This is a genomic window from Flagellimonas sp. S3867 (assembly GCF_014698935.1).
GTDB lineage: Bacteria > Bacteroidota > Bacteroidia > Flavobacteriales > Flavobacteriaceae > Flagellimonas.
This window is the reverse complement of record NZ_JACVMN010000002.1, coordinates 1,004,101-1,018,924: the sequence shown is the minus strand read 5'-3', so window position 1 is coordinate 1,018,924 and position 14,824 is coordinate 1,004,101. Positions and strand designations below refer to the sequence as shown.

Sequence of the window (14,824 nt, the reverse complement as noted above, 5' to 3'; positions counted from 1 at the left end):
ACTCAAATTGGTGAGCTATAGCTTTAGATTTTATGGCTCAGCAAATTCAACGTTTGATGCTTCTATCAAAGCCGCGGAATCTTCATAAAATCTATATTCCTTGATCATTTCGTCTTCGACCAAACACCATTGTGCCCAATTGCTATTGAACAATTTTCCTGAGCTTTTTATTAAGTGTGAAAATGTTCCCTTGGACACTACAATATTTCCTTCAGCTTCAACCACCGTGTCCACCGTAAAATCCTTGGTGTCAAATAGAGTAACTATGTTCTTGAGAAATTGTTTTGCCTCTTCACGTGTTCGGTAAATTCCATGAAGTTGCTCCGTTGAACGTTCTTCCTCCTTTACACTAACTATATAGCAGTCAGGGTGAAATGTGCGCAGCACTACCTCCAAATCTCCTCTTTGGAATGCTTTAAAGTAGTTTTGCACAACTTCTTTGTTGCTTTTTAATTCCGCATCTTCACCAACGAATGCCTTAAATCTGCGATCAACCAATCTTAGTTCTTCCTCCTTTATAATGGTATTTGAGGTAGTATCGAAGTTTTCGTTAAAACTACCCAATGAATAGGTGCCTCAACTGCTAAATAATAGGAGTCATCGTACGATGTCTTTGACTCGCTTAGTCCTGTCATAATTGAGAGACAAGTTGTTATGATTAGTTTTGTTAGTACACTCATTATAAATAGGTTAATGATTAATTTAGACACAAAGTTGCTGAGATATACCTCTAATCATTTATTCGAGCGGAAGTATGATTTGTTCGAAAAGTACATTGCACGACCAATCGAAATTTAATATTGAGGTTGAAAGAAGAATTTAGAAAGGGACTTACCTATATTTTTCTAAAGGCTCGCCCCAATAGTCTTCATTATAGTGCTGCAAAAAACAAAGCGGTTTTATCTTCCAACTCATTTCTAGAATGCTCCTCGATGATTTCACCTTCTATAAAATTGTCATAAAACGACGGCATCGAATACGTTGCTATCACTTTTGCTCCTAGAAATGGAAAATAGGCGCTTGCAGATTGAAGTACGGTTGCCCCTCCTCTTCCTCCAGGCGAGGTCGCCATAAGTAACATAGGCTTTTCTTTCCAAATTTTCATGTCTAACCGTGACAACCAGTCTATGGTGTTTTTAAACACAGCGGCATAAGAGCCATTATGTTCTGCTAATGATATGATAAACCCATCTGCTGAATCAATGATTTCGTCCAATCTTTTTACTGCTGTAGGTATGCCATTCTCCGCTTCAAAGTCCTCTCCATAGATAGGCAGTATATAATCGTTCAAATCGATAGAAATAGTCTTTACCTCCTTCAAAAGATTGGTTGTGTAGCCTAAAAGTGATTTGTTGAGTGATTTTTGACTGTTGCTGCCTGCAATTGTTACTACTTTTTTCATAATATATCGAGTTTAAAATGTTTTGCGGTAATACAATCCAAAAGAGGATTTTTGAATGGGTTTGGACCCATATTGGTCAAAATCGACCCCAAGCCCTAGTTGATGGCCTTTGTAAGATGTGCCAAAACGTAGTTGTTGGAAGCTTCTGGAATGCGATTTGAGCTTATCCCAAACAGTTAAGAACTGTCCATTTAACCACAGGGAGATTGTTTTACTCAGTGGTATTTGTATTTGAAATTGAGCGAATATTTCGCCGAGGCCTGCATCTTTCTTTTCTGAATATGCTACCGTGGGAATAACCACCAACAAAGTGCTGGAAGTTTTCAGGGTGAACTTACCAGAAAGTCTCTCTGAAAATCCCCCAAAACTATTGTAGTATAGAGAAGGTCCTAAAGAAAAGTTTTCATTAATATTCCAAAACAAAGTTGGTTGTACACCTACTTCATCAAAAATCTGATTTTCTTTTTCCCGGAATTTCTGAAAGAAAGCAAGGGTAGCAATACTTACTGTATTATTGGAATCAATAGAATAATTGGAGAATAAAGTGAAGTCTGTTTTCTCAAATCCTGAGAACAATTCCAATTGAGCAAACTGAGCTTGTAACGCACCTACAAAACCCATTATGACTGTTACCGATATGATTCTAATTCCTTTCACACCTCAAAATTCCAATTGGAAAGCGTGAAAAAAAATGAACTAGTTTAAGACTTTTACATTCGGTTGACCTTTGAGATAATTTTACTCATAAACTCAGGGGTGATCCCAATATAGGCAGCCAAATCTTTTTGGGTAATTCTACTGACAATTTGTGGATACTTCTTTTTAAATTCAACATATCTCTCTTCTGCGGTTAAAGATATGCCGTAGTTTGAACGCCGTATATAACTGATTAAAGACTTTTGGTATAGATTGCGATAAAACCGCTCAAATTTTGGAATCTCTTGAAATAGTAAGTCATAATTTGCTCTTGAAATACCCAACAATTCCGAAGTTTCAATTGCTTTAATAAAATACATCGACGGTTCTTTTGTCATAAAGCTCGACAAATCTCCCGTCCAGTAATCTTCAACAGCAAACATTGAGATGTGGGGTGAACCTTCTTTATCTAAGGTGTATACTTTCAAACATCCCTTAGTGATAAAATACTCATACTTGGTAACCTCACCAGCTTGCATAAGAAAAGTTTTCTTTTCCACCTCAATTTCGGTCAATAAAGAGATGTACTTCTGCTTTTCTAAATCAGTTAAATGAATAAAACGAGATACATTGTTAAGTATAAGATTATGGGTTTCTTTAAAATTCAATTCTTATTGTATTTGAAAGGATATAATTTAAAGAATTAATTAGAAATTTAAAAGTGGAGCAGGATCTGTGCGCAAAGTTTAAGGGTAAGTATTTGGGACAAATCGCAAATAATTCTGGAAAATTTTAGACTGAAATGTTAAAGTTTGACTCCAAATAAAATTTTTCCCAATCCGCGTGCAAATTGCGTGCAAATAAAAAAGGCTCTAGAGTATGAATTTCTCTAAAGCCTTACTATTACTGCTCCCCCTCTTGGACTCGAACCAAGGACCCTCTGATTAACAGTCAGATGCTCTAACCAACTGAGCTAAGGAGGAATTTTTTATCCTAAGCGGGTGCAAATATATGAGTTTCTTTATAACGTCCCAAACAAAAAAAGTGCTTTTCTATTTAAAAAGCCATTTATATAAATCATTACCATTTGCAAATAGTAAAAGTGCAATCAAAAGGAAGAAACCAACCATTTGGGCATATTCCAAAAATTTATCGCTAGGTTTTTTGCCTGTTACCATTTCATAAAGTAAAAACATTACATGGCCCCCATCCAAAGCTGGTATTGGTAAAATGTTCATAAACGCAAGGATAATGGAAATCAATGCCGTGGTAGACCAAAATGCCGTCCAGTCCCATGTGTCAGGGAACATACTGCCAATGGCTGCAAACCCACCAACGCCTTTATAGGCTCCAGTAGACGGGTTGAATATTTTTTTAAGTTGTTTTACATAGCTAGATAATGTGGTTACCCCTTTATCGATACCAGCTGGAATGGCCTCTAGAAAAGTATATTTTTGTGTCTGAATCCTAAATAATCCCCTGTTTTCGAGATCCTCCATGGTAAAGCCTCCTATCTCTATTCCGAGTTTAGCTTCATCATCTACTTTGGCAACTAAATCTGCAAGGCTACCATCCTCACGCTTTACTCTTACATTGATGTCGCGACCTTTGTTTTCTTCCAAAAGTGTGATTACCTGATCTCTGTAAACAGCTTCGGACCCATTAATGGTTAAAAATTCATCCTTAGCTTCAAATCCGGTAGCTGCATTATGGGATCCTTTAGAGACTTTATTTACCACAAAAGGTGCCCGCAAACTTAAAAATCTGACCTTTTCTTCATCCTCTAACAGGGTTGAAATGAAATCAACAGGGATTTCTTTTTCAATTTGTTCCCCCCCCCTGTCAATCGTAATCGTGTTTCCATTGATCAATTCAATAAAAACACTATTAAAGGTTTTCAGTTTTTCTCCATCCACGGCAACAATTTTATCTCCCGTCTGTATCCCAACCTTATCCCCAATTTCTTTCTCGGTTACCCAAACACCATCTCGTAAACTGTCCATTGGTATATATTGATCGCCATAAGAATACGCCATTCCTATGTAGATAATTACCGCAAGAATAAAGTTGACCGTCACTCCACCAAGCATAATGATCAAACGTTGCCAAGCCGGTTTGCTTCGGAATTCCCAAGGTTTTGGTTCTTCTTTCATTGCTTCGGTATCCATACTTTCATCGATCATACCAGAAATCTTCACATATCCACCAAGGGGAAGCCAACCGATTCCGTATACGGTTTCGCCTATTTTCTTTTTGAAAAGAGAATATTTAACATCAAAAAAGAGGTAGAATTTTTCAACCCTCGTCTTAAATATTTTGGCAGGAATAAAATGTCCTAGTTCATGAAGTACAATCAGTAGGGACAAACTAAGAAAGAATTGTATGGTCTTTATTAAAATGGGGCTCATCAGCTATAATCTGTTAAAACGCACAAAAGTAAACTTTTAGCCCCTCATAAAAAAACAGCGAATTGGGCACTCCAATGATTTAAGAAAGATTTAGCACCAAAAATTCATTTTTATGATGATGAATCCGAGAGCCGTCTGTAATTTTGCACCCAGTGTTATCTTTCTTCTCAAAATATAAGTTTTTCGGAATTGTGCTGCTTGGATTGTCCGTTGTGATCATTTATTTGTTCTACAATGCCTTGCAGCCCAAAAAAATGCTTCCAGTATTTCAACCTTCAATGGTAGACCCGTCATTGGTAGATAGCACCTTGCACTACAAAAAGAAATACCACACCATTTCGAATTTTGAACTCACCAATCAAAATGGAGAAAAGATTACCCAAGAAAACTACAAGGATAAAATCTATGTTGCGGATTTTTTCTTCACCACCTGCCCGACCATCTGCCCCATTATGACCAAGAACATGGTAGAGGTTCAAAATAATATAATGAAGGATAAAGATGTGCTCTTACTATCCCATTCTGTTACCCCTGTGATTGACTCCGTTCCACAATTAAAAAAATATGCCCTTGAAAAAGGTGTTGTCGACAGCAAATGGAATCTGGTCACTGGCGATAAAAAGCAAATTTACCAGCTGGCCCGAAAATCATATCTCGCGGTAAAAAATGATGGTGATGGCGGCCCTTATGATATGATTCATACCGAAAATTTTGTTCTTGTTGACAAGGAGCGTAGAATTCGCGGGTTTTATGATGGCACCAACAGCGAGGAAATTCAAAAGTTGCTTTCCGACTTGGAAATACTAAAGAAGAGTTACAAAGAATAAACTCGATCTTCCTATGACATTTTGCATCGTGTATGTTCGCTTTTTTACCTATTTTTGCTCTTACTTAAAATCAATCTAAATAAAATTAGTGGCTACTGTTGCGGAATTGGAATATGGGCAGAAGGGCGTGATAAAGGAATTTTCAGCTACCATTCTTCCCATTAAATTGTTGGAATTAGGTTGCTTACCCGGAAATACGGTTGAACTTGTGCAAGTAGCCCCTTTAAATGATCCCATTTATATCAATGTAAATGGATGCCATATCGCCATACGGCGGTCTCTCGCCAAACAGATTGAAATTGAAATTCAAGAAGACCCTAAAGCCATATGAGCAAGAACATTAATGTTGCACTGATTGGCAATCCCAATACCGGAAAAACCTCTGTTTTTAACGCCCTTACAGGTCTTAAACAAAAGGTGGGCAACTACCCCGGCATCACCGTTGAAAAAAAAGAGGGCATATGCAAACTTCCGAGAGGTGTTAAAGCCCATATTCTTGATCTTCCCGGAACCTATAGTCTGAACACCACTTCTTTGGATGAGAGTGTGGTTGTGGAACTGCTGCTCAATAAAAATGATAAAGACTATCCAGATGTTGCCGTTGTAATTAGCGATGTAGAGAATCTAAAAAGAAATCTGCTTCTTTTCACCCAAATAAAAGATCTAAGGATCCCCGCCATTTTGGTTATCAATATGGCTGATCGGATGTCCAGAAAAGGAATTTCGTTGGATGTCAGGGAGATGGAGAAAAAATTAGACACCAAAATCGCTCTTGTCAGTACCAGAAAAAACAATGGTATTCAACGCATAAAAGAACTCATTGCTGATTATAAATCATTGTCCAATGGCCCGAATGTTGACACTACGAGAATTTCCCCAGAGTACTTTTCGCGTTTACAAAAGACCTTTCCAAATGAGGACTTGTACAAGCTTTGGTTGGTAATCACCCAAGACGTAAACTTTATGCCCATTGAAAAGAAGCGCATTCAAGATGCTACTTCCTTTTCTACAAAATCTAAAACAGAACTAAAAAAATTACAGCATAAAGAGACTGTTCTTCGTTATCAATTCATCAACAATACCTTAAAAGAAACCTACAAAGTAGACTTTCAAGCTGCCAAAGGTTTTAGGGCTTCCTTGGATAAAATTTTGACCCATAAAATTTTTGGATACGCCATCTTCTTTTTGATTCTGCTAACCATCTTCCAAGCCATTTTTGATTGGAGCACGTATCCTATGGACTTCATTGACGAACAATTTGCAACCGCCGGCGAATGGATAAAAAATACGTTGCCGCCAGGTGTTTTTACCGATTTATTGGCTGAAGGTATCTTGGCCGGAATAGGTGGTATTGTAATTTTCATTCCCCAAATAGCTTTTTTGTTCCTTTTTATTTCCCTGTTGGAAGAATCAGGATATATGAGTCGAGTGGTTTTTTTAATGGACAAGTTGATGCGACCTTTTGGGTTAAGCGGGAAGAGTGTGGTTCCATTAATTTCTGGAACCGCCTGCGCAATTCCGGCTGTAATGGCTACCCGAACCATTGAAAATTGGAAAGAACGGTTGATTACCATTTTGGTCACACCCTTTACGACTTGTTCAGCAAGACTTCCCGTTTATTTAATTCTCATAGCCCTGGTAATCCCGGAAGGACGTTTCCTTGGGTTAGGCTATCAGGCATTAACACTAATGTTATTGTACCTCATCGGATTTGGAATGGCGATTTTTTCGGCAATGATTCTGAACAAAATCCTCAAAATAAAAAGTAGTTCGTTGTTTATGATAGAAATGCCAACTTACCGATTGCCCTTACTAAAAAATGTGGCTTATACGGTATTGGAAAAAACCAAAAGTTTTGTGTTTGGGGCAGGAAAAATTATTTTGGCCATCTCTATAGTGCTTTGGTTTTTGGGTTCGAACGGAATTTCTGAGAAATTCCAAAATGCCGAAAGCATCGTTAACAAAAGAATAGAAGAACAGGGCCTTACGCCATACAGCAAAAATTATATTAAAAACAACCTTGATGCGTATTCGGAAAACGCAAAGCAAGATTCCTTGCAGATTCTTACCCCAATCTTAAATGAGAGAGCCCGAGCACAGGAAATCGCCAGTTATAAATTGGAACATTCCTATATTGGATATGCCGGTAAGGCTATAGAACCCATTGTTAAACCTTTAGGTTACGATTGGAAAATAGGTATCGCTGTTTTGACTTCATTTGCTGCCCGAGAGGTTTTTGTGGGTACCCTGGCAACTATTTATAGTGTGGGTAGTGATGAGGAAGAGACCATTAAAAATAGAATGGCAGCCGAGTTGGATTCTTCTGGGCAGCAACCCCTTTTTAATTTGGCATCCGGTATCTCTTTAATGCTGTTTTACGCCTTTGCTATGCAGTGCATGAGCACCCTGGCCATTGTGAAAAGGGAAACCAATACCTGGAAATGGCCCTTACTTCAACTCCTCTTTATGAGTGTTTTTGCGTATCTTGTAGCATTAGCTGCCTTTCAAATCCTTAACTAATGGAAATTCTTCAGCAAATTCTTGTTTATATTACCTTAATCTTGGCGGTAGGTTATTTGGTCTGGAAGTTTGTATTGCCCAAATCTTTATTGGGAAACAAAAAGAATGCATCCAAAGCCTGTGGACAGGACGGATGTGGCTGTGACTGACCTCTTTTAATCCATTATACTTTATATTCATATTGCGGAGTGATAAAAAAATTTCACTTCCCATGTAACCTTTTTTAATTTCCTGACTATATAAAGTAACACCAACTAAAAACATCTTTTGAAAGAGCCTTCAGATGAAATACTAATGCAGCAAGTTGCCGATGGCAATCTTGATTTGCTCAAGGTGCTTTTTAATAGACACCATAAACACGTGTACAATTATTTATACAAAATGAGTGGAGATGGTATGTTGAGCGAAGATTTGACACAAGATGTTTTTTACAAGCTAATCAAGTATAGGAATTCTTATAGAAATGGCTCATTTGTGTCTTGGCTATTTACAATAGCTCGAAACAGTTTAAAAAGCCACTTTCGAAGAGATGCGAAGAATCATGAAGACATTAGTGTGCTTGAATACAAATCGACAGGGAATGGAGAAGATCAACAGGAGGATTATTCGCACTTGCAAAATGCCCTGAACAGGTTGGAAGAGACAGATAGAGAGATGGTCATTTTAAACAAGTTTCAAGAAATACGATATGAAGAATTGGCAGAAATTATGGGCAGTACGCCCGGAGCTGTAAAAACAAGAGTTTGCCGAATCTTGAAAAAACTAAAAGGATATTATTTAGAAAGTATATAGTCATGAAAAAACAACATGTTTCAGACCTACTTCCAGAATATTTGGACAATATTTTATCAAATGCAAAAGCCGCTGAGGTAGAAAAGCATCTATTGACTTGTGCTCAATGCCAAAAAGAATTGGAAGAGTTTAAAGTTCTTTTTAAAGCCATCGCAGATGAGCCGGTGTCTGTTCCTTCAGACAAGATTCGTTCAAAATTTGAAGAAGCGCTAGAGTTAGAAAAAGCAACCGAAACCAAAGTAGTTACACTCTCTAAGGAACATAAAAAATCTTCATGGGCCTCCAACATGCTCAAAGTTGCTGCTAGCATAGCACTTCTGGTGGCCTCGTTCCAAATGGGAAGTGTTTTTCAACAAAAAAAGTCCAATGACGATCTGGCCTTTGTACAAAACGAGAGCCTGCAACTAAAACAAACCGCCATGCTTTCACTAATGGAAAACCAATCGGCCAGCAAACGCATACAAGGGGTGAATTATATTGAGGAGTTTCCCAATCCGGATGAAGCTATTGTAAAGGCGCTAACCAATAGGTTGCTCCATGATGAAAATGATAATGTGAGGCTGAATGCTTTTGAAGCACTTTCAAAATTTACATCTTCTGAAACTGTCAAGACCGCTTTTATAAAAGCCCTTGAAACTGAGAAAAATCCAAGCATACAAATAGCAATTATTCAGGCCTTGGTAAGTATACAGGAAAAGAAGGCGATTGCACCCATGCAGAAATTACTGGAACAAGAGGACACCCAACCATTTATCAAAAAAGAAATCAAATTAGGTTTACCAAAAATTATATAAATATCAAAAAACGAAAATCATGAAAAAAGTAACAATTCTTTTAATCGCATTAGCTTTTTGCGCAATCACAAATGCACAGACCGACTTTACCAAATCACTAAATGGTATTGAATGGGTGAAAATTGAATCCAAATCAGACATCACATTAAAAACCCATAATTCCAATCAGTTGTTAATCAAAGGAAGTAGAAGTTCAAAAGTATCTGTAAAAGCAAAAGGACTGAAACTTGTAGGCGAAGGTGGATCAGACAACACCGATGTTGGTTTCTATGTAGTGCAAGATGGAAACACTTTGATCGTAAAAAGTCTAAGGAAATCTGAAGGTGCAGAAATACACCTTCCCAAGAGTCAAAATGTATCCGTTAAAAGTACATGGGCAGGAGACATTGAAATTGATGGTTTTTCCGGAGAAATTGAAGCAGATGCCCAACTTAATGGCAGTATTGAAATAACGGGTATAAACGGACCTGTAACGGCAAATGCGTTAAATGGTGAAATTACCGTAGCATTTGGCGCCGTAAAACAATCCTCCCCTATTTCCATTTATACCACAAATGGCGGCGTTGATGTATCCCTTCCAGAAAATACCCCAGCAGATTTGACGCTAAGCACCACTAACGGGGACATTTACACCAATTTTGATATAAAAAGGGAAGAAAAAGATGGGCTAAAATCAATCTCTGGAAGAAAAGTAAGAGCTGTTATCAATAGCGGCGGAGTTGATATTTCCTTAAAGTCAACCAACGGCAATATCTATCTAAGAAAACAATAATCAACATAACATCAAAAAACGAGCGGTCATGAAAAATTTAGTAATCATTCTAATGTTAGGCTTCATCTGTCTATCATTAAATGCCCAAAAAGTCATTGAGAAAAACATCAACTACAGCAATCAGATTATTGATGTCGAAGTAAAATTTGCTTCTGATATCGAAGTAAAGACCTGGGACAAATCCACTGTTTACTTCAAAGCTGACATCACCACTGAAGATGGAAAGTATTTAGACCTTTACAAGCTCAACATTAAAGAAAGTAATGGTTTTATCAGTATTTCATCTGAAACCAAAGCTATACTCAAAGCTTTCCATGATGAATGGAATAAACGCCAAACTAAAGATGGTCGTAGACATTACTATACCAGTGACATGTATGAGTTTAACTATGTGCTCTATGTGCCCAAAAATGCAAACTTCTCTGTGAGTAGCATAAATGGAGATCTAAAAGCCGATATCATTGAAGCGGACTTTACGGCAGACTTAATCAATGGTAATATTGATATTAAAAAATACAATGGCAATCTCGATTTGAAAACCATTAATGGAGAAATTGATTTGGTCATGGCCAATTCACGATTGACGGCGGAGACCATTCATGGTAATATATATGCGGATGAAAAATTGAAGTTAAAAGTTACCGACCGTCATGTGGGACAAAAAGTGGAGGGAAGTTTTAGCGGTGCAACTAACCGTCTTCGATTGAACACTATCAACGGCAATATGTACCTAAGGCTTTAGCAGATGAAAAAAATCTATCTGTTTTTATGTTGCATTGGGTTTTTGCTGCCCGCTTGCAAAAAAGAAAATCACTTCAGTCAAACTCAAGGGTCTTTTCAAGAAGATTCTTTGAATTTAGTGAAGATGATTCAAAATCGTGAAAAATCCATGATCGATAAAAATCTTGATTTGGTAATGCCACAGTTTTCAGAAGATGCTACATGGATAAATTCGCAAGGCTATTTATTTGCAGGTAAAAAGGAATTGGAAAAGTTTCACCTAATGTTTACTAAAAATGATTCCTTGGATTACTATTATGAGATTGGTACCCCAAAAATCCGCTTCTTGGACCGCAATAATGCACTAGCCTATTATTCTTGGAAGATGTTTTGGTTCAAAAAAGAAAATCCAGCGGACACCACTTTTAAGGAAATTGGTCTCATGACGCTAAACGCCCAAAAACAAAACGAAAAATGGAAATGGGTTGCCGTTACCAACCAACATACACCTTGGTTTTATGACAAGATAACACCTGTGAACATTGAATGAGTTTAAAGCATTGGAGCTATAAACGAGTACAGCAATAATGCCCAACCTATGACCAAAAACAATCCGCCAATCGGGGTAACCGGTCCCAGAAAACGAAGTTTTTTATCGCTGGCAGCGCTCAAGCACAGCCCATAAATACTAAATGAAAAAAGAAAGATTCCAAGAATAAAACAATAGACTATGTATTGTTCCAAAGGACGGTCAAAACCAAAATTATAGCTCAAAACCAATAGTACAATAGCATGATACATTTGATATCTGACTCCGGTCTCAAAGCTTTGTAGCTGCTCCGGGGTCAGTTTCTTTTTTAAGGCATGAGCGCCAAATGCACCAAAAATAACAGCCAATAATCCAAAAAGACCTGCAATAAACTGTGTCAACAAAATGGTTTCCATTAAAGCTTTTGTGTTTTAGATTCGTTACAGCTCAATGTTGATTTCATAGTCTGAATTTACACTAAAAACGCACTCCTTGTATTTGGGAGGTCCAAAAGTGTGCATTTTTGCTTTTGAAAACGCCACCTTTTCCTTCGGAATTCCCAACCAATTTGTGTCCAGTTTATTATTGGAATTTTCATCGTGAAAAACGGCCAAAGCATACTCGCCGGCCGGCATATTTTCAATTTTTAAAGCTACCATTCCTTCTTGTGCTTCCACGGAACCTGTTTTTAATACCTTGTCAAACTTTAAAAAGGATTCGTCCGAATCGTAAACGGCTACATTTATTTTTCCATCTTCAGATGAAACATTGTGTACCTTAACCGAGATGGTATTTTGGGAAAAAAGCCATACTGGAATCACGAAAGTGCATAAAGTAAGTGTTCTCATATCTAATTTGGGACAAAATTATATTTCTTAAACGTATACGACAGCAAAGTCAAATTGGGTCTTTAAGGTTGGCCAACAATTCTTCATTCAAAAGGTGGTATACCTTCTGCGTCTCCAGGCTATCCTTAAAGTTGAGGAAGATTTTAAGAGAATCGTTATGGACCAACCGTATTTTTTGTTGTCTTAGGTCGTCTACAAAAACATAGACCTTGGTCTCAGTCAATGAATCTTTAAAAACCCCTTTTTCCGTAACCTCCCAAGAAAAGCCGTTGGAGCGTTCCAGTTCTGGAATCCTATCGACAAACATAATACTATCAATTTCCGAAATGGGAATCTTTTGATAATAAATTCCGGATAGAATCTTTAATTCTCCCTCTTCAATCTTGTGCCAATTTCTATAGTGGATCACAAAGGCAAAAATACATGTTGCCAGGGTAAGTACTATGAGTACATTCCAAAGCCAATGTCGTTTTCTTTTACTCATTTTCTTTATCCGTCCTATACTTTTCGAACCAAGCCACCGTATGGGCAATTTTAGTGATCAAATTGCTAGGTTTGCTTGCAATACCATGACTTGCGCCTGGAATTTCTACCAGTACCGTCTCAATTTTGCGCAGTTTTAGGGCATGGTACAATTGTTTGGCCTCGCTGGGTGGGGTGCGTAAATCGTTCATGCCCACCATGACCATAGTTGGGGTCTCTATATTACCAACGAGTGAAATGGGAGAAAATTTCCAGTAGCCTTCAAAATTTTCCCAAGGTTGGCCAGGATAACGGTGGTCGAAATAGTAAAAATAATTGTCCGCAACCAAAGTCTTACTGATCCAATTCATCACAGGTTTTGCCACAACAGCGGCTTCAAATCGGTTGTTTTTTCCAATCATCCATGCAGACATGATGCCTCCGGCGCTTCCACCAGTAACAAACAATTGATCCTCATGGGCAATTCCTTTTGCAATACAGTGATCTACCCCATCCATAACATCATTATAGTCCTCACCGGGATAATTATTGTAAAGCAAATTCGCAAACTCTTCTCCATAACTGGTACTTCCCCTGGGGTTGGGATAAAAAACAATATACCCTGCGGATGCATATAGCTGCATTTCTATAGAAAAACGATCACCATAATTCAAAATTGGGCCTCCATGATTTTCCACCATAAAGGGATATTTTTTGGACGCATCGTAATTGGGCGGATAAACAACCCATCCCTGAATGTCACGATTATCAATAGAGGATTTATACCAAACCTCTTCTATCTTGCCCAGCTCTCGATAGTCTAGCAGTGCCCCATTTAAATTAGTGATCTTGATGGAATTTTTGGACTTTGGTTTACGAATCGCCAGCTCTGCAGGGTAACTGGGTCGGGATTGCGTATATGCAATGATTCCATTTTTTGACACACTGAACGACCCACTGGCATAAGGCCTTCCCAAAGAAGTGCCTCCAACATTGTCGATTAGTTTTAAAACTGCACCTGAAAGAGAAACTTGTCCAATCTTACCATTGCCTTTATCATCATAAGCAAAATAGAGTCCATCACCTTTGGCATTCCAATGAATGTCTGAAATAGTCCGGTCCAACGCACTAGAGATCACTCTTTTGCCCGTTCCGTCAACATTCATGATGTGTATTTTTCTTATTTGAAAGGCCTGAACTTTATCTTCAAAACCCAAATAGGCTATATACTTGCCATCTGGAGATACTTTTGGACCATAATCGGGTCCATTTCTATCGGTCAAGGTATTGATTTTGCCATTTTCTACATTTACCGAGTAGATTTCGCTATTGCGAAAACGATACTCCCAATCTTCTACCCGATTCGCTGAAAAATAGATTTTGCTGCCATCTTTGGCCCAGGATAATGCGCCTCTATGGTGCCAATCTCCCGAAGTGATCCGGCGTGGCGCCCCTCCATCTGCCGGAAGAGTGAAAATATGATTGAACCCGGGTTTTATATAGCCCCTACCATCTGCTTCGTGATAAACACGATCCGTGATTCGTGGTGATTCTGCCCATTTTGCGCCTTTTGGTTTTTTCGGCATCTTGGCAATAACTGGTGGGTCTTTAGGTACGTTCATGGAAAAGGCAAGTTGCTGACCATCCGGAGACCAGGTCAATGAACTTGGACTGAATGGCAACTGCGTAAGTTTAGCCACCTTACCGGAAGCTACCCAATACATATAAATTTCCGAGCCTTCATCGGTACTGCTAGAAAATGCAATGCGATCTCCGGAAGGGGACCATACCGGACTACTTTCGTTTGCTTCACGAAGCGTTAACTTTTGGTGCTGGCTTCCATCCGTATTAATAATCCATAGATTTCCTGCGGAACGATCTTTCATAACATCAAAACCCATTCTGCGGTACACTACCCATTCCCCATTTGGGGAGATTTGAGGGTCAGAAACATACTGCAAACCGAACACATCGAGGTATGAAAAATTTTGTTTTTGTGCCGTTGAAAATTGCAGGGCACTGGCTGCAATTAGGAAAAGAAGAAGTCTCCGCATAGTTTTGAAATTTGTAGTTTTAAAGGTAGCAGAAAAGGAAGACGCCTCAAAACGAAATTG

At 38.3% G+C, this 14,824-nt stretch carries 18 protein-coding genes and 1 tRNA gene; 9 read left to right on the top strand and 10 right to left on the bottom strand.

Going from position 1 to position 14,824, the window contains the following annotated elements; all coding sequences use genetic code 11:
- Positions 1 to 30: 30 nt before the first annotated feature.
- The 6 genes from IAG46_RS12355 to rseP form a co-directional block, all read right to left on the bottom strand.
- On the bottom strand, positions 31 to 564 hold the full coding sequence (locus IAG46_RS12355) for a nuclear transport factor 2 family protein (RefSeq protein WP_190810653.1): 534 nt from the start codon (positions 562 to 564) through the stop codon (positions 31 to 33).
- 307 nt (positions 565 to 871) lie between these two features.
- A complete protein-coding gene (locus IAG46_RS12350; protein WP_190810652.1) occupies positions 872 to 1,402 on the bottom strand; it encodes an NADPH-dependent FMN reductase in 531 nt (176 codons plus the stop codon).
- A gap of 12 nt (positions 1,403 to 1,414) precedes the next feature.
- Positions 1,415 to 2,059, bottom strand: coding sequence for a hypothetical protein (locus tag IAG46_RS12345; RefSeq protein WP_190810651.1), 645 nt, complete (start codon positions 2,057 to 2,059; stop codon positions 1,415 to 1,417).
- 53 nt (positions 2,060 to 2,112) lie between these two features.
- Positions 2,113 to 2,706 (bottom strand): Crp/Fnr family transcriptional regulator, encoded by a 594-nt coding sequence (locus IAG46_RS12340; protein WP_190810650.1) that lies wholly within the window; start codon positions 2,704 to 2,706, stop codon positions 2,113 to 2,115.
- A gap of 241 nt (positions 2,707 to 2,947) precedes the next feature.
- Positions 2,948 to 3,021: transfer RNA gene (locus IAG46_RS12335), tRNA-Asn, on the bottom strand.
- A gap of 69 nt (positions 3,022 to 3,090) precedes the next feature.
- Complete coding sequence (rseP, locus tag IAG46_RS12330; RefSeq protein WP_190810649.1) at positions 3,091 to 4,446, bottom strand: RIP metalloprotease RseP; 1,356 nt, start codon at positions 4,444 to 4,446, stop codon at positions 3,091 to 3,093.
- Positions 4,447 to 4,598: 152 nt separating this feature from the next.
- On the opposite strand from rseP, the gene IAG46_RS12325 reads away from it, so the two are divergent.
- The 9 genes from IAG46_RS12325 (at position 4,599) to IAG46_RS12285 (ending at position 11,421) form a co-directional block, all read left to right on the top strand.
- Positions 4,599 to 5,273 (top strand): SCO family protein, encoded by a 675-nt coding sequence (locus IAG46_RS12325; protein WP_190810648.1) that lies wholly within the window; start codon positions 4,599 to 4,601, stop codon positions 5,271 to 5,273.
- Positions 5,274 to 5,361: 88 nt separating this feature from the next.
- The gene (locus IAG46_RS12320) at positions 5,362 to 5,604 is read left to right on the top strand and encodes a FeoA family protein (protein ID WP_190810647.1); all 243 of its coding nucleotides are present in this window, start codon (positions 5,362 to 5,364) and stop codon (positions 5,602 to 5,604) included.
- Positions 5,601 to 7,793, top strand: a complete 2,193-nt coding sequence (gene feoB / locus IAG46_RS12315; protein WP_190810646.1) for a ferrous iron transport protein B — start codon at positions 5,601 to 5,603, stop codon at positions 7,791 to 7,793. Before IAG46_RS12320 ends, feoB begins: the two co-directional genes overlap by 4 nt.
- Positions 7,793 to 7,942 carry a hypothetical protein gene (locus tag IAG46_RS12310; RefSeq protein WP_190810645.1) on the top strand — a complete coding sequence of 50 codons (150 nt, stop codon included), beginning with the start codon at positions 7,793 to 7,795 and terminating at the stop codon, positions 7,940 to 7,942. The genes feoB and IAG46_RS12310 overlap by 1 nt, the downstream gene beginning before the upstream one ends.
- A gap of 118 nt (positions 7,943 to 8,060) precedes the next feature.
- Positions 8,061 to 8,585, top strand: coding sequence for an RNA polymerase sigma factor (locus IAG46_RS12305; RefSeq protein WP_190810644.1), 525 nt, complete (start codon positions 8,061 to 8,063; stop codon positions 8,583 to 8,585).
- A 2-nt stretch (positions 8,586 to 8,587) separates the two neighbouring features.
- Positions 8,588 to 9,379 carry a zf-HC2 domain-containing protein gene (locus IAG46_RS12300; protein WP_190810878.1) on the top strand — a complete coding sequence of 264 codons (792 nt, stop codon included), beginning with the start codon at positions 8,588 to 8,590 and terminating at the stop codon, positions 9,377 to 9,379.
- A 19-nt stretch (positions 9,380 to 9,398) separates the two neighbouring features.
- Positions 9,399 to 10,151, top strand: a complete 753-nt coding sequence (locus IAG46_RS12295; protein ID WP_190810643.1) for a DUF4097 family beta strand repeat-containing protein — start codon at positions 9,399 to 9,401, stop codon at positions 10,149 to 10,151.
- 28 nt (positions 10,152 to 10,179) lie between these two features.
- The gene (locus tag IAG46_RS12290; protein WP_190810642.1) at positions 10,180 to 10,893 is read left to right on the top strand and encodes a hypothetical protein; all 714 of its coding nucleotides are present in this window, start codon (positions 10,180 to 10,182) and stop codon (positions 10,891 to 10,893) included.
- 3 nt (positions 10,894 to 10,896) lie between these two features.
- Positions 10,897 to 11,421: a nuclear transport factor 2 family protein gene (locus tag IAG46_RS12285; RefSeq protein WP_190810641.1), complete on the top strand. Its 525-nt coding sequence runs from the start codon at positions 10,897 to 10,899 to the stop codon at positions 11,419 to 11,421.
- 2 nt (positions 11,422 to 11,423) lie between these two features.
- On the opposite strand, the gene IAG46_RS12280 is transcribed toward IAG46_RS12285, so the two are convergent.
- From IAG46_RS12280 to IAG46_RS12265, 4 genes are read right to left on the bottom strand one after another with little or no spacing between them, the layout of a single operon-like run.
- Positions 11,424 to 11,816: a DUF423 domain-containing protein gene (locus IAG46_RS12280; protein ID WP_190810640.1), complete on the bottom strand. Its 393-nt coding sequence runs from the start codon at positions 11,814 to 11,816 to the stop codon at positions 11,424 to 11,426.
- A gap of 24 nt (positions 11,817 to 11,840) precedes the next feature.
- A complete protein-coding gene (locus IAG46_RS12275) occupies positions 11,841 to 12,248 on the bottom strand; it encodes a DUF2141 domain-containing protein (protein WP_190810639.1) in 408 nt (135 codons plus the stop codon).
- Between the two features lie 49 nt (positions 12,249 to 12,297).
- The gene (locus IAG46_RS12270) at positions 12,298 to 12,732 is read right to left on the bottom strand and encodes a hypothetical protein (RefSeq protein WP_190810638.1); all 435 of its coding nucleotides are present in this window, start codon (positions 12,730 to 12,732) and stop codon (positions 12,298 to 12,300) included.
- The gene (locus IAG46_RS12265; RefSeq protein WP_190810637.1) at positions 12,725 to 14,764 is read right to left on the bottom strand and encodes a S9 family peptidase; all 2,040 of its coding nucleotides are present in this window, start codon (positions 14,762 to 14,764) and stop codon (positions 12,725 to 12,727) included. Before IAG46_RS12265 ends, IAG46_RS12270 begins: the two co-directional genes overlap by 8 nt.
- Between the last annotated feature and the right edge of the window lie 60 nt (positions 14,765 to 14,824).